Here is an 18,503-nt window from a genome sequence, read left to right as displayed (position 1 = left end):
ATCATGAAGGTTCGCAACTCGCTCCGGTCGCTCAAGAGCAAGCCGGGTTCGGTTGTCACCCGCCGGCGGGGCCGGATGGTCGTCATCAATCGCAAGAACCCCCGCTGGAACGGCCGTCAGGGCTGATCCCGCGATACCGTGACAAGGCAACAAGGCCGGGAACCCGCCGCCACGGGTTCCCGGTCTTTTGCGTGTGGCAGATCACATCGCCGCAGGTGACCGTCCACCCGGACACTGTCCCGATGGAACCTCGCGTGCATCCGGTGCCCTCCACCGACGGCGTCACCCTGACCGTCGAGGAATACGGCGAGCCCGGCCGCGCCGCCTCCGTGGTCTTCCTGCCCGCGCTCGGGGTGCCGGTGGCCTACTACGGCCCCCTGTTCCGCGCCTGGGCGGCCGCCGGCCGGCACGTCGTCGGCGTGGAGCTGCGCGGCATGCCCCAGAGCCCGGTCGCCGACCTGCGCCGCGACTCGTTCGGCTACGCCCATCTCGTCCGCGACGACCTGCCCGCGGTCTTCACCGACCCGGCCGTCGCCGGCGCGGCCAAGGTCGTGCTGGTGGGCCACAGCCTGGGCGGTCAGCTCGCGCTGCTGTCGGGCGCCGCCGGCACGGTACGCCCGGACGCCGTCGTCACCCTGGCCACGGGTACGAGTTCCCCGTTCGCCCGCAGCGGCCGGCTCGCCCGGGCCCAGCGCGCCGCCGGGGTCCGCTTCGTCGGCGCGGTGACCTGTTCGCTGGGCTACTGGCCGGGGCACCGGCTCGGCTTCGCGGGCCGCCAGCCCCGCACGCTGATGAACGACTGGGGTTACGAGGCCCGCTACGGCCGCTACCGCCTGCGCGGCGACCGCACCGACTACGAGGCCGCGCTGGCCGAACTGCCCGTGCCCGCGTTGCTCGTCGACATCGCCGGCGACCGGATGATCCCGCGCGCCGCGGTCGACCATCTGGCGGCCCGGCTCCCCTCCGACGTCGACCGGGCCACGATCGACGCGGTCCCGGACCACTTCCTGTGGGCCCGCCGCACCCCGGAGAAGGTCATCACCCGCGTCGAGAGCTGGCTCACCACCCGCGGTCTCTGACCCGGCCGAGCAGCGGCCACCGCGAGCCGACAGCGGCCACCGCGAGCCGACAGCGGCCACCGCGAGCCGACAGCGGCCACCGCGAGCCGACAGCGGACAGCGGCCGAGGCGGCCGAACGGCCGTCGCCACCGGCAATTAGGTGCCGCGGGCAAACAGGCGCCGCGGGCAAACAGGCGCCGCGGGCGATCCCGCCGCGGGATCAGCCGCCGCGGGCGAAGAGCGCCAACCGCACCCGGTTCGGGCTGTCGGTCTTGGTCATCAGACTGGTGATGTGCGTCTTCACCGTCGTCACGCCGATGTGCAGCCGGTCGGCGATCTCCGTGTTGGACAGCCCTTCGGCCACCAGCTCCAGCACATCCCGCTCCCGGGCGGTCAGCCCCGCCACCGGCCGCGGCTGCTCCACCCGGGCCGCGACCGCCCGCCGCACCAGCCGCTGCAGCACGTCCTGGCTGAACGGGCTGTCCCCCGCCGCGGCCCGCCGGATCCCGTCCAGCAGCTCGACCGGCGGCGCGTCCTTCAGCAAGAAGCCGCAGGCCCCGGCGGTCAGCGCCGGATAGAGGTGGTCGTCGTCGCCGAAGGTGGTCAGCACGACGATCCGGGCGCCCGGGCGTTCCGCCAGGATGCGGCCGGTCGCCGTGATGCCGTCGACGCCCGGCATGCGCAGGTCCATGACAATGACGTCCGGGGCGAGGCGGGCGGCGAGCGTCACCGCGTCGCGGCCGTTCTCCGCTTCGCCCACCACCGTCAGGTCGGCTTCGGCGTCGCAGAGCATCCGCAGGCCGGCGCGGATCAGCGGCTGGTCGTCCACCAGCAGGACGCGGATCACACCGGCTCCGTGGACCGGCGCGCCGGCAGCACCGTCTCGACCCGCCAGCCGCCCGCCGCCGGTCCGGCCGTCAGCCGGCCGCCCAGCACCTCGACCCGTTCGCGCATCCCGGTCAGCCCGTGGCCGCCGCCGCCGGACGGCAGCCCGGGCACCACGCCGCCGCCGTCGTCGGTCACCGACCAGAGCACGTCCCCGTCCGTCACCTCGACCCGCAGGCTCGCGCGGGCGGCCGGTCCGGCGTGCTTGGCCACGTTGGTCAGCGCCTCCTGGGTCAGCCGCAGCACGGCCAGGCCGCGGACCACGTCCAGCGATCCGGCCTCCGGTGCGATGGTCGCGTCCACCGTCAGTCCCGCCCGCCGCGCCGTTTCGACCGCGGCTTCGAGGGCGGCCGGCAACGCGCCGGGCTCGATCGCGGTGAGCGCCGCATCCGTACGCCGGGACGGGTCCCGCAGCACCGCGACCAGCTGCCGCAGATCGGCCAGCGCGGCCGTACCGGTGCTGTGCACGTCGTCGAACACCTCCGTCACCCGCGGGTCCACGTCCGGCAGCACGTGCCGGGCCACGCCGACCCGCAGCACCATCGACGCGACGTGATGCGCGACCACGTCGTGCAGTTCGCGGGCGATCGCCGAGCGTTCGTCCGCGCGGGCCGCCCGGCTCTCCGACTCGTCCCGGCGCCGGGCCTGCACGCCCAGCTCGCGGGTGGTCCGGATGACCAGGCCGAGCAGCACCGGGACGCCGATCACGATGAACAGCCCGAAGACCGGCCCGGAGACCTGCGACGGGTCCCGGCCCAGGGTGAAGGCCAGGTAGACCGCCGCGACCAGGCCCGCGCAGGACCAGAGGATGCGCGGCCGGGGGGCCCACAGCGCCACTTCCAGCAGCAGCCAGCTGGTGCCGACCTGGTTGATCGTCGTGTCGTCGATGAGCCAGAACGCCACGACCAGCAGGGCGGTCTGGGCCAGCAGGCCGGGCAGCTGCCGGCGGTGCAGGAGCAGGGCCAGGGTGAACGCGGCCACCGCGAGCAGCCATTGCGTCGGGGTGGGCGCCGGGCCGGCCTGGGTGCCGAAGAACAGGTAGCTCAGGCCGCTGAGGTCCAGCAGCACCATCCGGACGAACGTGTCCCGCGCGTCGAAGAGCCGTGCCACCCATCCCACGAGGACCACCCTAGGCGCTCTCGGCGGGGCGGTAGCGGGCCCGTACCAGGAGGTAGACCAGCAGGCCCAGCGGGCCGAGCAGGATCGTGAGCAGCAGCACCGGCGACATGATCAGCGCGGGGATCCCGCGGGTCCGGCTGTCGAGCCAGGACCAGCGGCCGACGAAGAGGTCGAAGGCGAGCATGTGCGCCCAGGCCGCCGCCGCGCCGTCGGCCGTGCCGAGCAGTTCGCGGACGCCGCCGAGGGTGGGCGAGGCGACGGCCGGCAGCACCTCGCCGAAGGCCGGGATGACCAGCACCGCGTAGATCACCACGACCGGCAGCACGATCAGCGGCGAGGCGATGATCCGCCGGGTCCAGGACCAGCCGGGCAGCAGGATCATGAGCGCCCAGAACGGCGCAGCGACCGCAAACGTCAACCCGAACAGAGCGCCGGTCATGCCGCCCCTCCCATGCCGTCGGCCGCCGCGGCCAGGTGCCGCTCGGTGCAGGCCGTCATGCCGCCAGCTCCAGAGCCGGGCGCCGGCGGCGGGCCACCACCGCGAGGGTGGCGGTCGCGGTCGCGGCGGCGAGGGCGGCCCAGGCGGTCAGGGTCAGGGCGTCCGGCTGCAGCAGCGGCTGGCCGCGCAGGGCCTGCCAGGTCAGCAGGGCGGTGAGGATGCCGTACGCGACGCCGCCGACCGCCAGCAGCCGGATCCGGGTGAGCTCGTCGAGCCGGTTGCCGAGCAGCAGGGCGAGCAGCGGCAGCGCCTGCAACGCGTGCAGCCCGATGAAGTGGCCGATCCGCAGGTCGCCGCCGGTGGTGCTCCAGCCGACCACCGGCAGTCCCGGTCCGCCGTCGCTCACGCCGACACTGTGCCCCATCTGGGCCGGCTGCACCATCGGGATCGCCGCCGCCAGGCCGAGCAGGGACAGTCCCAGGCCCCAGCGGACGGCGTGGGCGGACACCCGGTCGGCGATCCGCTGCCGGAGTACCACGACGCCGATCACGAAGTGCGCGATGAACAGCACCATGATCGCGCTGCCCATGACCTGCCACAGCGCGGAGTTCAGCGTGGAGGTCTCGTTGTAGTGGCTGGTCTGACCGCGCAGCACCTGCGTCACGATCACGACCATCTCGGCGACGGACATGGCGACCACCACGGTGGCGGCCCGTTCGGCGAGACGGCTGCGTCGCGGGAGCAGCGAGAGCATCCAGGCCAGGGTGGAGGTGTAGAGGACGAAGGACACCGCGAACTTGAACGGCTTGAGCCAGATCGGCGCGCCGGTCAGGACGCGCGGGTCGGCGAGGGTGCCGACCGCCGCGACGAGGGCCAGGACGGCCATCGCGGCGGCGAAGATCATCAGCGGGCGGTGCCAGCGCAGCACATTTGTCATGCCCTTGATGCTTTCGGTGCCGGCGGGCGCTTTCGCCCATCCGCGGGCCGGTCCCGCGGCCGGCGGTCGGAGGCCTTCTCCTCCCTGGGTAGGAGGTCGCCATACTGTCCGCGTGAACGAGGTCGTGTTTCCCTGGGCCGAGGACGGCCGGCGCAGCGGTTCGGCGCTGGGCCGGGCGGTGGTCGCGGACGCTCTGCGGGTGGCGGATCCGGCGGCGGCCGCGGCGGCCGAGCGGGAGAGCGACTGGCGTACGGGCTACCTGCGGCACTTCCGGGCCCTGGTCGAGGCGGGGCTGGACGGCGGCTACGACATCGCGCGGGCCGGGCTGGCGTCGGTGCACAGCCGGATGCGGATCACCAGCGGCGCGGACGAGGTGCCGCTCGATCAGGCGTTCACCACAAAGAGCGAAGCCGCCGAGCCGCTGGACACCGTCACGATCCACGGTGATGGCAAGCCCGAGCAGGAACTGATCCTGCCGTACCGGGGTGAGCTGCTGCGCGGGGACGCCCTGCTGCGCCGGCTCGACGCCTGGGTGCGGGAGGGCACGATCGAGGAGTCGTGCGCCGAGGCGGTCCGTGAGGTGGCCGCCGAGCCGGACTGGCTGGACCTGTCCGATCAGCGGCTGGTGGTGCTGGGCGCCGGCGCCGAGATGGGACCGCTGCCCGCCGTACTGGCGTGGGGTGGCACGGTGATCGGCGTCGACCTGCCCCGGCCGCGGGTCTGGGAGCGGGTGGCGGCCACCGCCCGGCAGAGCGCGGGCACGCTGATCGCGCCGGGTGCCACGATCGAGGGTGCCGGCGTGGACCTGCTGACCGGGCTGCCGGCGGCGGCGCGGTGGCTGCTCGGCATCGAGGGCCGGCTGGTGCTCGGTAACTATGTGTACGCGCCCGGGGCGGCGTACCCCCGGCTCTCGGCCGCGGTCGACGCCCTGACCGAGCATGTGCGCCGCCAGCGACCCGGCACCGCCCTGGCCTTCCTGGCCACGCCGACGGATGCCTTCGCGGTGCCGGCCGGCGCCGTCGCGCAGGCCGCGGCACGGTTCCGGGACCGGCCGGCGGCGGCCAAGGTGCTCGCCGCGATGTCCGGTGGCCGGCTGCTCCAGCCGAACTACCCGTCCGGCGCCGACCCCGGCATCGCCGACTGCCTGGTGCCCCAGCAGGGCCCGAACTACGCCCTGGCCAAACGCATCCAGCGCTGGCGGGCGTCGGTGGCCCGGCACGACGGCACGACGGTGAGCTTCTCGGTGGCCCCGCCGACCCGGACCCGGTCGGTGCTGAGCAACCGGCTGCTCGCCGCGGCCTACGCGGGCGCGCACGTGTTCGGCGCGGAGATCTTCGAACCGGCGACCAGCAACCGGCTGATGGCGGCGCTGCTCGTGCACCAGCTGCGCAAGCCGCGGCCCGCGGCCACGAACGCCTGGATCGACGAGACCATCGGCGCGGCGCACGGCGGGCTGTGGCGGGTCGCCTACCAGCCTCGGACGGTGCTCGGGCTGGCCGCCGTACGCGGGCTGCCGGCCGCCCTGCCTAGACCGCCACGCGGCTGATCAGCGACACCAGGTCGTCCCGGCTGGGGCCGGCCGGCAGCGGGGCCCGCCAGCCGCCCGCATAGATCTCCCGGGCCCGCGGTTCGGCCGCGGCCAGCGTCGCGGGCAGGGCTTCCATCGACAGGTACGGCCCCACGTGGCGCATCAGCGACGGGTCCGCCCCGGCCGCCTCGACGATGTAGCCGGAGGCCAGCGGACGGGACAGGTCGATGTCCGCGCCCGCCCACTGGCGTACCTGCTCGGCGTCCCAGCTCAGGTGGTCGTCGAACCAGGGTTTGATCTGCTCGGTGCACCACCGGTCGAACGCCAGCGTCACGGTCTCCAGGTCGGCGCCGCCGGGACCGCCGATCAGCGAGACCAGGTGCTGGGCCTGCAGCAGGGAGGTCGCGATGCCACGTCCGGCGGTCGGGTTCGTGGTGCAGACCGCGTCGCCGACGTGGATGAGCCCGGGCAGCGCCACCCGGCCGTCCTCGTCCAGCTGGCCCCGGTAGGCGTTGTGCAGGTGACCGCCGGGCAGGACGGCGGTGATCGGCCGCGTTCGCGCCGGGTCGGTCCATTCCGCGAATCCGGGCACCGCCCGCGCGGCCGTCTCGAACGCCCCGGTGACCCGCAGGCCGGCCAGCTCCCGGTCGGTGCTGAGCCGGCAGAACGTGGTGCTCAGCGTGCGGTTGTCCTGCAGGAACACGGCGAAGAAGTAGCCCGGCATCCGGGAGATCAGGCCGACCGGCGCGTTGACCGGGCCGGGTTCGGCGCCCGGCAGCAGCTCGTACTGCCGGGAGACATAGGACAGTCCGCAGTCCTGGCCGGTGCCGGGCGCGCGCAGGTCGTCGCCGATCCGCCCGGCCCGGCCGGAGGCGTCCAGCACCAGGTCGGCGGTCACCTCGGCACCGTCGACGCGCAGTCCCGCCGCGCGGCCGTGGTAGCGCAGCACGTCGTCGACGTGCCCGCACCGCAGCGTCACGCCGGGCTCGGCCGCCGCGATCCTCCGCAACACGAGCTCGAAGACTTCCCGGCGGCAGGCCATCCCGACCACCGTCTCCGGCCGGGACCCCTCGGCGGGCATGATGCACAGCTCGGCGCCGGCGGCCAGCAGCGCGTCGCGCGCGTCGGGCAGCTCCGCGTCGAGGGCTGTGAGGATCTGCCGGCGCAGCCCGTGCGGGTGGTGGAACTGCATGACGCCTTTGCGCGGCCAGTCGCCGCCGGGTGCCGGACCGGGGTCGCGGTCCACGACGGTGACCTCATGACCGCGGCGGGCCAGGGCGGTCGCGGCGTACAGGCCGGTGGGTCCGGCGCCGGCGATGGCTACCTTCATCCGCCGAGCCTAGATACGGCCGGCGGTTGGTGCTCGCTCTCAGTCGGGATCCCGTCACCGCGGCTAGGCTCTGGTGATGGAGATCGCCGGTCTGGTTCTCGCCGCGGGCGCCGGTCGCCGCTACGGGATGCCCAAGGCCCTCGTGACGCACCGAGGCAGCCTGCTCGTGGAGCGCGCGGCCGGCATCCTGCGTGAGGCCGGCGTGGCCGAGCCGGTGATCGTGATCGGTGCGCAGGCGGCCCAGGTCCGCACCGTCGCGCCCGCACTGACCTATGTCGAGAATCCGGACTGGGCGAGTGGTATGGCCTCGTCGTTGCGCACCGGCCTGGCGGCGGTCGCCGCCGGCCCGGCCGGCGCGGCAGTGGTCCTGCTGGTCGACATGCCCGGCGTCACACCCGCGGCGGTACGCGCCATCGCCGCCGACGCGACCCCGGACTCCCTGGTCATGGGCGGCTACGGCGAGCGCCGGTCCCATCCGGTCCTGCTCGGCCGTGAGCACTGGGACGGGGTCGCGCGCAGTGCCGCCGGCGACCGCGGCGCCCGCGACTATCTGCGCGCGCACGCCGGCCAGGTCCGCGTCGTCCCGGTCGGCCACCTCGCCGACGACACCGACCTCGACGTACCGGAGGCGAGCAGTGCGTGACGTCCTGGACGATCTGCTGCGCTGGTGGCGCGCGGGTGAGCCCGCCGGGCTGGCCACCGTCACCGCCACCTGGTCCAGCGCACCCCGGCAGCCGGGCGCGGCGATGCTCGTCAGCGCCGGCGGGACCGCCGTCGGCAGCGTCTCCGGCGGCTGCGTCGAGGGCGCGGTCTACGAGCTGTGCCGCGAGGTGGCCGGGTCCGGCACCCCGCAGACCGTGCGGTACGGCATCAGCGACGACGACGCGTTCGAGGTCGGGCTGCCCTGCGGCGGCACGATCGAGCTCTTCGTTGAACGGGCGGGCTTCCCCGAGCTGCCCGTGCTCGCCGAGGCGGTCGCCGTGGACCAGCCGGTCGCGCTGCTCACGTGTGTCGAGGGCCCGCCGGAGGCGCTGGGCCGGCACCTGGTCGTCACCGGCGACGCCCGGCACGGCTCGCTGGGTGGTGACCGGCTGGACGACGCGGTCACGGACGACGGCCGGGGGCTGCTCGCCGCCGGACGCACCGGGCTGCTGCACTACGGCCCGGCCGGTGAGCGCCGCGGCACCGGGCTCACCGTGCTGGTCACCTCGTTCGCGCCGGCCGCCCGCATGATCGTGTTCGGAGCCACCGACCATGCCGCCGCGGTGGCCCGGATCGGCGCGTTCCTCGGTTATCGGGTGACGGTCTGCGACGCCCGGCCGGCCTTCGCCACCGCCCGGCGCTTCCCCGAGGCGGACGAGGTCGTCGTCGACTGGCCCCACCGCTACCTGGCGGCCGAGGCCGCGGCCGGGCGGATCGACCCGCGCACCGTGCTGTGCGTGCTGACCCACGACCCGAAGTTCGACGTGCCGGTGCTGGAGGTGGCGCTCGGGCTGCCGGTGGCGTACGTGGGCGCGATGGGCTCCCGCCGCACCCACGACGACCGGCTCAAGCGGTTGCGCGAGACCGGGCTGGCCCCGGCCGCGATCGCCCGGCTGGCCTCGCCGATCGGGCTCGACCTGGGCGCGCGCACCCCGGAGGAGACCGCGGTGAGCATCGCGGCCGAGATCGTCGCCGTGCGCTGGCACGGCACCGGCGGGCGGCTCACCGGCACCGCGGGGCCGATCCACTCCTGAGCGGTGGTTTGATGACCGCGTGCTGCACTTGAGGATCATCGTCCCGCCCGACCGCCGGGCCGCCGTCCAGGAGCTGCTGACCGGTAACGACGCCGTGACCCACGTGGTCGTGCTGCCCGGTGCGGCCGTCGAACCGGTCGGTGACCTGCTTTTCTGCGATGTCGTCCGGGAGGGTGCCAGCGCGATCATCGAACGGCTGCGTGAGCTGGACGTCGAGCGGGACGGCTCGATCATGCTGGAGAAGGTCGACACCACGCTGTCGGCGGCGGCCGACCGGGCCGAGCGGCGGGTGCCGGGGCTCGGCGTGGACGCCGTGGTCTGGGAGGAGGTGGAGCACGCCACCGCGGCCGAGTCGGAGCTGTCCGGTGCGTTCCTGACCTTCATGATCGTGGCGACGGTGATCGCCGGCATCGGTGTCCTGCTCGACCTGCCGATCCTCATCGTCGGGGCGATGGTCGTCGGTCCCGAGTTCGGCCCGCTGGCCGCGCTCTGCGTCGGCCTGGTGCGCCGCCGGCCCCGGCTGGTCCGCCGGGCGCTGCTGGCCCTGGGCGTCGGCTTCTCCGTCGGCATGGTGGTCACCGTGGTGACCACCTGGGTGCTGACCGCACTGGATCTGGTGAACAAGGGCATGCTGCTCGGCGATCGCCCGCTGACCGAGTTCATCTGGCAGCCGGACGCGCTGAGCTGGGTGGTCGGCTTCCTCGCCGGGGTGGCCGGGATGCTGTCGCTGACCTCGGCCAAGGCCGGCACCCTGGTCGGGGTGCTGATCTCGGTGACCACCGTGCCGGCGGCCGCGAACGTCGCGGTGGCGCTCGCCTACGGCGTGATGGACGAGGCGGCCGGCTCGGCGCTGCAACTGCTCATCAACGTCGCCGCGATCGTCGCGGCCGGCGTGCTGACGCTGCTCGTGCAGCGGTTCGCCGGACGCCGCCGGTGACCCCTGTCCACCTCCTACTGTGGACGGACACACGGCGGGCCCGCGGACCGGTATGGTGGCGCTTCCGCCGGTGATCTGGATCGTGGTCACCGCAAGGACACGGGGGCTTCGGGCGTGAGGATCAGCAGGTCACGAATGGTGGCGGGGACCGCCGCGGCAGTCACCGCAACGGCACTGACGGTGACCGGCGTCGTGCTGACCCGGTCGTCCGCCGACCCGGCCGCGGCGCCCCTCGCCGCGACGGCGGCCGAGGCCGCTGCCGCCCCGCTGCCCTCCGGCCCGCCGCCGGCGCCGGTCACCACGCAGTCGCTGGAGCTGGACGGCAAGCCGACGATCGAGGACGGCCGGGAGACCCTGCGGCTGGCCAGGCGCTCCGTCTCCCGGTTCAGCCTGCTCGGCGTGACCTGGACGGACGCCCTGCTCTCGTTCCAGGGTGACGCCGCCGTGCGCACCCGGTCGGCCGCGTCCGGCGACTGGTCCTCCTGGCAGAGCCTGGATCTGGAGCACGCGGTCGCGGCCGGCGACCCGGATCTCGTGGCCGGCCGCACCCGCGGTGGCAGCACCGGCCTGTGGGTCGGGGTCTCGAACGGCGTCGAGGTGAAGGTGGTCTCGCCCGCCGGACGCGCCTCGAGCCGGCTGCCCGCGGGCCTGCGGCTCACCCTGGTCGACCCCGGCCCCGCGACCAGCGGCGGCCAGGGCGGCGGGATGCCGCTCGCCGATCCGGAGGAGTCCACGCCGGCCGACCCGCCGGCCACCGGCACCGAGCCGCTGCCCGACCCGGAGCCCGAGCCCGAGCAGCCGCCGGCGCAGCCCGACCCCGCCGACGAGAGCTCGAGCAGTGCCACCCCCTCAGCCCCGGCCACCACCACGGCCGCTCCGCCCACGACGACGGCCGCCACCCCGGTGCCCACCGTCCCGGCGCAGAGCGCGATGCCGGCCTACGTGAGCCGCAAGGGCTGGAGCGCCGACGAGTCGCTGGTCAAGGACCCCCCGGTTTACGGCACCACGATCAACGCCCTCTTCGTGCACCACACCGCGCAGAGCGGCAGCCGGTCCAACGACTACACGTGCGCCGACGCCGGCAAGGTGATCCGCAGCATCTACACGTACGCGGTGACGGGCAAGGGCCTCAACGACATGGAATACAACTTCCTCGTCGACAAGTGCGGCACGCTCTACGAGGGCCGCAAGGGTGGCGTGGACAAACCGGTCGTCGGGGCGCACACGCCGCCGTTCAACACCAACTACGCCGCCGTCGCCGTCCTCGGCGAGTACGGCACCACCGCCGTGCCCGCCTCGGTCACCACCAAGATCGCGCAGCTGGCGGCGTTCAAGCTCGGCCGGTACGGACACGACCCGCTCGACCGGTTCACCACCACCGCGCAGGGCAGCAACGACAAGGTCTCGGTCGGCGACCAGGTCACCATGGGCCGGATCGCCGGGCACCGCGACGTCCAGGCGACCCAGTGCCCCGGCGACACTCTCTACGGCAAGCTCCCCGCGTTGCGCACCGAGGCCGCCGGGGTGCTCTCCGGGCTGAAAATCACCGGGCTCAGCGGTCGCAAGGGCGTGGTCCGCGACAGCCTCACGGTCTCCTGGTCGGTCAGCACGCCCGGCGGTGAGATCGGTGGCTTCGACGTGCGCATCGACGGCCGTACGGCCGGCAGCGCCCCCGCAGCCGCCCGGTCCGCCACCGTGAAGCTGGCCGCCGGCCGGCACACCGTGCAGGTGCAGATGAACCGGGTCGGCGGGCCGACGTCGGTCAGCGACACCCGCACGGTCATCGCCGACCTCACCAAGCCGACGTTCCCCGGCCGGCCGGACGTGGTGCTGCGCACCGGCACGGTCAACCCCACCGCCGCGCCGGTGACCCTCAAGTGGCAGGCGGCCGACGCCGTCGGACTGTCCGCCGTGCAGCTCACCGCGCCCGGCCGCACGACCTTCGCGACCAGCGCCCGCAGCTGGAACACCACGGCCCGGCCCGGCGCGGCGACCACCTGGCGCCTGCAGGCCACCGACCTCGCCGCCAACGTGGCCACCGCCCCGGTGACCCGCACCCCCGTGCTGGTGGCCGAGACCAAGGCCGGTCGCTCCGGCAAGTGGGCCAAGGCGTCGGGCAGCGCGCACCTCGGTAGGGCGGCGCTCGCCAGCTCGACCAAGAAGGCCTCGCTGAGCTGGAGCTTCACCGGCCGCTCGGTGGCGCTGCTGGCGATGAAGGGCAAGACGGCCGGCCAGGCCTACGTCTACCTCGACGGCAAGAAGGTCGGCACGATCGATCTGCGGGCGAGCAAGAACACGTATCGCCAGGCCGTCTGGACCAAGTCGTGGACCAGCGCCAAGAAGCACACCGTGAAGATCGTCGTGGTCGGCACCAAGGGCCGACCGAAGGTCACCACGGACGGCATCGTCTACCTGAAGTGACCGCCGCCGTGGGCGCGCTGATCGATTATTCGCGTGCGCCCGCGGCGGGCGGCGGAGCACACTTCCCGGCGTGCACTCCGCTGTCACGGTGACCCCGGCCCAGCTGCCCGACCTGCTGCTGCACGTGGCGGTCGTGCGGCCGGTCTTCGTGTGGGGCGCGCCGGGCATCGGCAAGAGCTCGCTGGTGCGCGCGTTCGCCGAGTCGCTCGGGCTGGACTGCGTCACGCTGGTCGGCACCCAGCTCGCCGCCGAGGACCTGATCGGCGTGCCCGAGCTGCGCGACGGCCGCAGCCGCTTCGCCCCGCCGGAGTCGATCGCCCGTGACGAGCCGTACTGCCTGTTCCTGGACGAGCTCAACTCGTCCAGCCCCGAGGTGCAGAAGGCGTTCTACTCGCTGATCCTGGACCGCCGGATCGGCGGGTACGAGCTGCCGGCCGGCTCGATCGTGATCGGTGCCGGCAACCGGGCCGGCGACAACGCGCTGGCCCGGCCGATGGCCTCGGCGCTGATCAACCGGCTGGTCCACGTCCACCTGCGGGCCTCGCACACCGACTGGCTCAACTGGGCGCTGGGCGCCGGCATCCACCCGTGGATCCTGGCGTACCTGGACGAGCGCCCGGACCACCTGTGGGCCGCGCCGCCGAAGACCGAGGAGGTCTTCTCCACCCCGCGCAGCTGGCACATGCTCAGCGACGCGCTGCGCTCCTACGGCGACGACATCGCCGAGGAGACGCTGCGGCTGCTGGCGGCCGGCACGCTGAGCCCCGCGCACGCGGCGGCCTTCTGCGGTTACCTCAAGGTCGTGCGCCACCGGTACGGCCTGGAGGCCATCCTGCGCGGCGACGCCGGCTGGCCGCAGGGCAGCGACGACCGGGACCTGCTCTACTTCCTCGCCGAGACCTTCCGGGCCCGGCTGGTCAAGGACCTGCCGGCCGACAAGGACAAGGCGCCCGCCGCGGTACGCCGTTTCGCCCACCGGGCCAAGGGTCTGCTCGTGGAGCTGGCCGAGCTGTCCCTCGAGTGCGGCCGGCTGGTGATCGCCGCCGACGCCGACGGCGCCCCGGTGCTGCCCGCCTGGTTCCTGGTCGAGGTGAGCCGCGACCTGCCGCGCCTGGTCGCGGCCCGCGCCTGAAATGGGCCAGACCCAGCAGGACCCGAACGCACTGGCGTTCGCGGCGGCGTGGCAGGAGCTGTCGGCCCACCCGATGTTCCGCCCACTGACCGCGAACGCGTGGCCGCGGCCCAGCGCCGGCGTGGTGCTGGTGGACAGCTCGGACCTGGGGTACGCCGAGGTGTCGACCGACGGCCGGATCCGGGCCAACCGCGGCCGGCGTCTCGACCAGGCACAGTGGACCTGGGTGCTGGCGCACTGTCTGCTGCACCTCGGTTTCGGCCACCTGGACCCGCGGCACGGCCACGACGCGGCGTTCCGTGACGCGGCCTGTGTGGCGGTGACCCGGTTCCAGCGGGCGGTGAAGCTGGGCAGTGAGCCGGAGCTGTTCCCCGTCGTGCTGCCCAAGGCCGACGAGGCCGCGCTGGTGCGCCAGTGGCGGCTGGACGGCGTACCGGCGGAGTTCGCCGGCTGCGGCGCGGGCGCCCCCGACCTGGTGGTGCGGGCCGATCCGGTCGAGCCCGGCCACGAGCCGGCCTGGCCGGACCGCTTCGCGCTGGGCCTGTCCGCCGCCGCGACCGCCGCTGTCGACGTGGCCGGTGGCGCCCGGACGTCGCTGACCGATCCGCGTGCCCCGCGCAAGCCGTGGGAGCGGGCACTGAGCTGGTTCGTCGGCTCGTACCCGCTGCTGGGCGGGCTGGCCGCCGGGTTCACCCTGGTCGCCGACACCGACCTGGCCCGGGGCTGGGACATCACCCTCGCGGCGGTGTCGAGCGCGGCCGGCGAGATCTACGTCAACCCGCTGCGTGAGCTGAGCGAGGCGCAGTGGCGGTTCGTGCTGGCCCACGAGATGCTGCACGTCGCGCTGCGGCACGCCGACCGGGTCGGGCCGCGGGACCCGTACCTGTGGAACGTCGCCTGCGACTACGTGGTCAACGGCTGGCTCGTCGAGATGGGCGTCGGCGAGCTGCCCGACGGTCTGCTGCTCGACCCCGCCCTGGCCGGGGCCTCCGCCGAGGAGGTGTACGACCGGATCGCCACCGACCTGCGCCGCCTGCGCAAGCTCGCGACCCTGCGGGGCCGGGGCCTCGGCGACATGCTGGGTGAGCCGCTGCCCTGGCACGGTTCGCGTTCCGGGGGCGTGGACCTGGACGACTTCTACCGGCGGGCGCTGCTCACCGGCTACCGGTACCACCAGCGGGACGGGCGCGGCCTGCTGCCCACCGGGCTGGCCGAGGAGATCCGGGTGCTCGAGCAGCCGCCGCCACCCTGGGACGTGCAGCTGGCCCGCTGGTTCGACGAGCACGTCCCCGGCCCGGAACGGCAGCGGACGTACGCACGGCCGTCACGGCGGCAGGCTGCCACGCCGGGCATCCCGCGGCCGGGCCGGCACCTGCCGGAGGAGGTCGTACGGCGGCACACGTTCGGGGTGCTGCTGGACACCTCCGGGTCGATGAGCCACGAGCTGATGGGCAAGGCCCTGGGCGCGATCGCGTCGTACGCCGCCGCCCGCGACGTACCCGCGGCCCGGGTGGTCTTCTGCGACGCGGCCGCCTACGACGCCGGCTACCTGCCGGTGCACGAGATCGCCGGCCGGGTACGGGTCCGCGGACGCGGCGGCACGGTCCTCCAGCCGGGCATCGACCTGCTGGAACGGGCCCCGGACTTCCCGCCGGCCGGCCCGCTGCTGGTGATCACCGACGGGCACTGTGACGTGCTGCGGATCCGGCGGGCGCACGCGTACCTGATGCCGCGTGACGGCCGGCTGCCGTTCCCGGCCCGCGGTCCGGTCTTCAGCCTGCGCTGAGGTGGGCCGGCAGCTCGCGCAGCGAGGTGATCCGGTGCGCCTCGCCGGCCGGGCCGCGGTCGTGGCGGTCCAGGTGAACGGCGGACAGCCCGGCCGCGCGGGCCCCGAGCACGTCCAGCGCGTGGTCGTCGCCGACGCTGAGCACGTCGCCCGGCGGGAACCCCCAGCGCGCGCAGGCCCGGCGGAACGCCTCCGCGTGCGGCTTGGCCACCCCGAGGTCGTCGACCGTGAAGACCGGCCCGACCCGGTCGCCCAGGCCGGTCCGGCCCAGCTTCCTGAGCTGCTGGCCGCGGGAGCCGTTGGTCAGCACGGCGGTGGGCAGGCCGGCGGCGGCGAGCGCGGTCAGGGCGTCGGCCACGTCGTCGTACGCGCACCAGGCGCTCTCGTAGTGGGTCAGGTAACCCGCGAAGATCTCGTCCAGCTCGGCGTCGCTGCCGTCCGTACCCAGAAAGTCGCGGACCCGGCGGCGGCGCTGCTCGGCGAAGGTGATCCGGCCGTCGCGCCAGGCCGCGAGGTGCGGCTCCTGCACCGCGGCCCAGCGGGCGATCGCCTCGTCCGTCGGCACCAGGCCGATGCTCGGCAGCCAGCCGCGCAGACCGGCGGCGGCGGCGCCCTCGTGGTCGACGAGCGTGCCGTCGAGGTCGAGCAGGACACCACGCGGATTCACGCCGGGGATCCTAGACTTCCCGGGTGGACATCACGCCGATCGCCCTGGGCACCTGGCCGACCCCGCTCGAGCCGGCACCCCGGCTCGGCACCGCCCTCGGGCTGGACGAGCTGTGGCTCAAACGCGACGACCTGACCGGCCTCGGCGGCGGCGGCAACAAGGTGCGCAAGCTGCAGTACACCTGCGCCCAGGCTCTTCAAGCGGGCGCGACGACGCTGGTCACCACCGGTGCGCCGCAGTCCAACCACGCCCGGCTGACCGCTGCGGCAGCCGCCCGGCTGGGGCTGGAGTGCGTGCTGGTGCTGCGCGGGGACGAGCCGCCGGCCGTACGCGGCAACCTGATCCTGGACCAGCTGGCCGGCGCGCGCATCGTGTGGGCCGGCGACGCCCCGCTCGACGAGGTGGCGGCCGCGCAGCAGGGCTTCGTCATCCCGTTCGGCGGCACGTCGGCGTTCTCCGCGCTGGGCTATGTGGACTGTGCCCGTGAGCTGACCGCGCAGCTGCCCGATATGAGCACCGTAGTGGTGGCGGTGGGCTCGGGCGGCACGATGGCCGGGCTGGTGGCCGGGCTGGGCCCGGGCCGGGTCTTCGGCGTGGACACCGGGGCGCTGCCGGACGCGCGCGGCACCGTCGCCGCGCTGCTCGACGCCATGGGTGTGCCGGTGAAGCCCGACGAGTTGCAGATCGACCACTCGCACGTGGGCGCCGGGTACGCGGCACTGACCCGTCCGGTCCAGGAGGCGCTGAGCCTGGCCGCGCGCACGGAGGGCCTCTTCCTCGACCCGACCTACACCGGGCGGGCGCTGGCCGGGCTGCGCGCCAGCCCACCGGACGGCAAGGTCGTCTTCCTGCACAGCGGCGGCCTGCCCGGCCTCTTCGGCCACCCGGCCCTCTGAGACCCGCTCAGGCCGACCGGGCTCTTCGGCCGCCCGCGCGCTGAGACCGGCTCAGGCCGACCGGGCGCTCCGGCCACCCGCCCCTCCGGGCCCGGCTCAGGCCGATCGGGCGCGCAGGCGGCGCAGCATGCGGGCGTCCACGAAGCCGACCGCGTGGGCGGCCGCCTCGACCGTCGCGCCGTGCCCGATCAGATATTCGGCCCGCTCGACCCGCAGCAGCTGCTGGTAGCGCAGCGGCGTCCGGCCGGTCGCGGCCTCGAAGCGCCGGGTCAGCGTGCGCTCGCTGACCCCGGCCGAACGGGCCAGCTCGGCCAGTGGCAGCGGCTCGGCGAAGCTCTCGTCGATCCGGTCCTGCACCCGGTGCACCGCGTCGCTGAGATGCGCCCGGTGCCGCAGCATCGCACTGGTCTGCTGCTGGTCCCCGTTGCGCCGGGCGTAGACGACCATCTGCCGGGCCACCTGCGCGGCCACCGCCGGACCGTGCCGCACCGCCACCAGGTGCAGCGCCAGGTCGATGCCGCTGGCGATGCCCGCCGAGGTCACCACCCGGTCGTCGGAGACGTAGAGCACGTCGCGGACCACGGTCGCCGCCGGATAGCGCCGGGCCAGCTCGTCCTGCACGTCGTGGTGGGTGGTGCAGCGCCGGCCGTCGAGCAGGCCGGCCCGGCCGAGCGCGTCGGCCCCCGCGCAGACGCTGGCCACCGTGCCGCCCGCCGCGTGGTGCGCGGTGAGCCGGCCCAGCGTCTCCTCGGTGAGCAGCCCGGTGCCGGCCAGCCTCTCCGCGCGCCAGCCGGGCACCACCACCAGATCGCCCGGAGCGAGCTCCGGCCAGCTCAGCTCGGCGCGCAGGGTGACGCCCTGATGCGTCGGCACGTCGGGCTGCTCGGCGACGTAGGACAGCCGGTAGGGGTGCCCGTGGTCCGCCGCGGTCGAGAAGACCTGGGCGGCGCCGGCGAGGTCCAGCAGGTGCAGCCGCGGCACGAGGACGAAGACCACCTGGTTCACGATCCGGTCAAGCTCCCGGTCAGCTCGGCGACGGTCCGGACGGTGGCGAACCGGCCGGCCAGCGCGTACTCGGTCCGGGTCACCACGTCCTCGGCGGCCAGCGTACGCGGGTCGGCCAGCAACTCGGCGACGGTCTGGCCGGCCGGGGCCTCCCAGTGCGGGATCGGGAAGGTCGCCGTTGCGTCCGTGACGAACGTGACGGCGTACCCCAGATCGGACCCGACCCGCGCCGTGGTCTCGACGCACTGCTCGGTCCGGATCCCGCAGACCGTCAGGTCGCGGATCCCGCGCTCGGTCAGGACCTGCTGCAGATTGGTCGTGGTGAACGCGTTGTGCGAGGTCTTTGTGATGATCGGCTCCTCGGGCGCCGGCTCGAGCCCGGCCATGACCCGCACGTGCCCGCGCGCCGGGTCGAACTCGCCGCCGCTGCCCGGTTCGGCGTGCAGCACCCAGACGACGAGGTCGCCGGCCGCGCGGGCGGCGTCGACGAGGACACCGACCCGCTCCACGACGGCGGGGTTGGAGACGGCCTGCCAGAGCGGCCGGACCCGGAAGGACTCCTGGACGTCGATCACGACGAGTGCGTTGGTCATGCTGCCATCGTGGCGGCCGGGACGGCACCGGGC

18 protein-coding genes are annotated in these 18,503 nt (G+C 74.5%); 10 read left to right on the top strand and 8 right to left on the bottom strand.

The window, feature by feature from the left end:
- The first annotated feature begins 3 nt into the window (after positions 1–3).
- Together ACZ6S4_RS25860 and ACZ6S4_RS25855 are read left to right on the top strand one after the other, a co-directional pair.
- On the top strand, positions 4–126 hold the full coding sequence (locus ACZ6S4_RS25860) for a ribosomal protein bL36 (RefSeq protein WP_015624451.1): 123 nt from the start codon (positions 4–6) through the stop codon (positions 124–126).
- A 116-nt stretch (positions 127–242) separates the two neighbouring features.
- Positions 243–1,079: an alpha/beta fold hydrolase gene (locus ACZ6S4_RS25855; RefSeq protein ID WP_465477381.1), complete on the top strand. Its 837-nt coding sequence runs from the start codon at positions 243–245 to the stop codon at positions 1,077–1,079.
- 200 nt (positions 1,080–1,279) lie between these two features.
- Here the strand turns inward: ACZ6S4_RS25855 and ACZ6S4_RS25850 are convergent, their stop codons facing one another.
- Genes ACZ6S4_RS25850 through ACZ6S4_RS25835 form a run of 4 tightly spaced genes read right to left on the bottom strand, consistent with a single transcriptional unit; the run spans position 1,280 to position 4,439 of the window.
- Positions 1,280–1,906, bottom strand: a complete 627-nt coding sequence (locus ACZ6S4_RS25850; RefSeq protein WP_465477380.1) for a response regulator — start codon at positions 1,904–1,906, stop codon at positions 1,280–1,282.
- Positions 1,903–3,063: a sensor histidine kinase gene (locus ACZ6S4_RS25845; protein ID WP_465477379.1), complete on the bottom strand. Its 1,161-nt coding sequence runs from the start codon at positions 3,061–3,063 to the stop codon at positions 1,903–1,905. The genes ACZ6S4_RS25850 and ACZ6S4_RS25845 overlap by 4 nt, the downstream gene beginning before the upstream one ends.
- A gap of 10 nt (positions 3,064–3,073) precedes the next feature.
- Positions 3,074–3,502, bottom strand: coding sequence for an ABA4-like family protein (locus ACZ6S4_RS25840; RefSeq protein WP_465477378.1), 429 nt, complete (start codon positions 3,500–3,502; stop codon positions 3,074–3,076).
- A 55-nt stretch (positions 3,503–3,557) separates the two neighbouring features.
- Positions 3,558–4,439: a hypothetical protein gene (locus tag ACZ6S4_RS25835; RefSeq protein ID WP_465477377.1), complete on the bottom strand. Its 882-nt coding sequence runs from the start codon at positions 4,437–4,439 to the stop codon at positions 3,558–3,560.
- 112 nt (positions 4,440–4,551) lie between these two features.
- Between ACZ6S4_RS25835 and ACZ6S4_RS25830 the strand changes: the two genes are divergently transcribed.
- Positions 4,552–5,985 (top strand): hypothetical protein, encoded by a 1,434-nt coding sequence (locus ACZ6S4_RS25830; protein ID WP_465477376.1) that lies wholly within the window; start codon positions 4,552–4,554, stop codon positions 5,983–5,985.
- Here ACZ6S4_RS25830 and ACZ6S4_RS25825 read toward each other — a convergent pair.
- Positions 5,966–7,297, bottom strand: a complete 1,332-nt coding sequence (locus ACZ6S4_RS25825; RefSeq protein WP_465477375.1) for an FAD-dependent oxidoreductase — start codon at positions 7,295–7,297, stop codon at positions 5,966–5,968. The two genes, ACZ6S4_RS25830 and ACZ6S4_RS25825, sit on opposite strands and share 20 nt — an antisense overlap.
- 76 nt (positions 7,298–7,373) lie before the next feature.
- On the opposite strand from ACZ6S4_RS25825, the gene ACZ6S4_RS25820 reads away from it, so the two are divergent.
- The 6 genes from ACZ6S4_RS25820 to ACZ6S4_RS25795 all read left to right on the top strand — a co-directional run bounded on the left by ACZ6S4_RS25820 (position 7,374) and on the right by ACZ6S4_RS25795 (position 15,309).
- On the top strand, positions 7,374–7,940 hold the full coding sequence (locus ACZ6S4_RS25820) for a nucleotidyltransferase family protein (RefSeq protein ID WP_465477374.1): 567 nt from the start codon (positions 7,374–7,376) through the stop codon (positions 7,938–7,940).
- Positions 7,933–9,033 (top strand): XdhC family protein, encoded by a 1,101-nt coding sequence (locus ACZ6S4_RS25815; RefSeq protein WP_465477373.1) that lies wholly within the window; start codon positions 7,933–7,935, stop codon positions 9,031–9,033. The genes ACZ6S4_RS25820 and ACZ6S4_RS25815 overlap by 8 nt, the downstream gene beginning before the upstream one ends.
- A gap of 19 nt (positions 9,034–9,052) precedes the next feature.
- Positions 9,053–9,970 (top strand): DUF389 domain-containing protein, encoded by a 918-nt coding sequence (locus ACZ6S4_RS25810; RefSeq protein WP_465477372.1) that lies wholly within the window; start codon positions 9,053–9,055, stop codon positions 9,968–9,970.
- A gap of 135 nt (positions 9,971–10,105) precedes the next feature.
- Entirely contained in the window at positions 10,106–12,391 is a 2,286-nt protein-coding gene (locus tag ACZ6S4_RS25805) for an N-acetylmuramoyl-L-alanine amidase (RefSeq protein ID WP_465477371.1), read from the top strand.
- Between the two features lie 88 nt (positions 12,392–12,479).
- The gene (locus ACZ6S4_RS25800) at positions 12,480–13,523 is read left to right on the top strand and encodes an ATP-binding protein (RefSeq protein WP_465477437.1); all 1,044 of its coding nucleotides are present in this window, start codon (positions 12,480–12,482) and stop codon (positions 13,521–13,523) included.
- Between the two features lies 1 nt (position 13,524).
- A complete protein-coding gene (locus tag ACZ6S4_RS25795) occupies positions 13,525–15,309 on the top strand; it encodes a vWA domain-containing protein (protein WP_465477370.1) in 1,785 nt (594 codons plus the stop codon).
- On the opposite strand, the gene ACZ6S4_RS25790 is transcribed toward ACZ6S4_RS25795, so the two are convergent.
- On the bottom strand, positions 15,296–15,976 hold the full coding sequence (locus tag ACZ6S4_RS25790; RefSeq protein WP_465477369.1) for an HAD family hydrolase: 681 nt from the start codon (positions 15,974–15,976) through the stop codon (positions 15,296–15,298). The two genes, ACZ6S4_RS25795 and ACZ6S4_RS25790, sit on opposite strands and share 14 nt — an antisense overlap.
- A gap of 23 nt (positions 15,977–15,999) precedes the next feature.
- Between ACZ6S4_RS25790 and ACZ6S4_RS25785 the strand changes: the two genes are divergently transcribed.
- Complete coding sequence (locus tag ACZ6S4_RS25785; RefSeq protein WP_465477368.1) at positions 16,000–16,872, top strand: pyridoxal-phosphate dependent enzyme; 873 nt, start codon at positions 16,000–16,002, stop codon at positions 16,870–16,872.
- 96 nt (positions 16,873–16,968) lie between these two features.
- Here the strand turns inward: ACZ6S4_RS25785 and ACZ6S4_RS25780 are convergent, their stop codons facing one another.
- Entirely contained in the window at positions 16,969–17,877 is a 909-nt protein-coding gene (locus ACZ6S4_RS25780) for a GlxA family transcriptional regulator (RefSeq protein WP_465477367.1), read from the bottom strand.
- A complete protein-coding gene (locus ACZ6S4_RS25775; RefSeq protein WP_465477366.1) occupies positions 17,874–18,470 on the bottom strand; it encodes a cysteine hydrolase family protein in 597 nt (198 codons plus the stop codon). The genes ACZ6S4_RS25780 and ACZ6S4_RS25775 overlap by 4 nt, the downstream gene beginning before the upstream one ends.
- Positions 18,471–18,503 lie beyond the last annotated feature (33 nt).

It is taken from the genome of Actinoplanes sp. NPDC051405, from assembly GCF_055586185.1.
Note: the sequence above shows the minus strand (reverse complement) of the source record. Positions and strands in the feature narration are given on the sequence as shown.

What these genes read in the sequence shown, in the direction of transcription:
- ACZ6S4_RS25825 (WP_465477375.1), bottom strand. Translation starts at nt 7,297, where the DNA reads ATGAAGGTAGCCATCGCCGGCGCCGGACCCACCGGCCTGTACGCCGCG.
- ACZ6S4_RS25855 (WP_465477381.1), top strand. Translation starts at nt 243, where the DNA reads ATGGAACCTCGCGTGCATCCGGTGCCCTCCACCGACGGCGTCACCCTG.
- ACZ6S4_RS25860 (WP_015624451.1), top strand. Translation starts at nt 4, where the DNA reads ATGAAGGTTCGCAACTCGCTCCGGTCGCTCAAGAGCAAGCCGGGTTCG.
- ACZ6S4_RS25795 (WP_465477370.1), top strand. Translation starts at nt 13,525, where the DNA reads ATGGGCCAGACCCAGCAGGACCCGAACGCACTGGCGTTCGCGGCGGCG.
- ACZ6S4_RS25775 (WP_465477366.1), bottom strand. Translation starts at nt 18,470, where the DNA reads ATGACCAACGCACTCGTCGTGATCGACGTCCAGGAGTCCTTCCGGGTC.
- ACZ6S4_RS25840 (WP_465477378.1), bottom strand. Translation starts at nt 3,502, where the DNA reads ATGACCGGCGCTCTGTTCGGGTTGACGTTTGCGGTCGCTGCGCCGTTC.
- ACZ6S4_RS25805 (WP_465477371.1), top strand. Translation starts at nt 10,106, where the DNA reads ATGGTGGCGGGGACCGCCGCGGCAGTCACCGCAACGGCACTGACGGTG.
- ACZ6S4_RS25820 (WP_465477374.1), top strand. Translation starts at nt 7,374, where the DNA reads ATGGAGATCGCCGGTCTGGTTCTCGCCGCGGGCGCCGGTCGCCGCTAC.
- ACZ6S4_RS25835 (WP_465477377.1), bottom strand. Translation starts at nt 4,439, where the DNA reads ATGACAAATGTGCTGCGCTGGCACCGCCCGCTGATGATCTTCGCCGCC.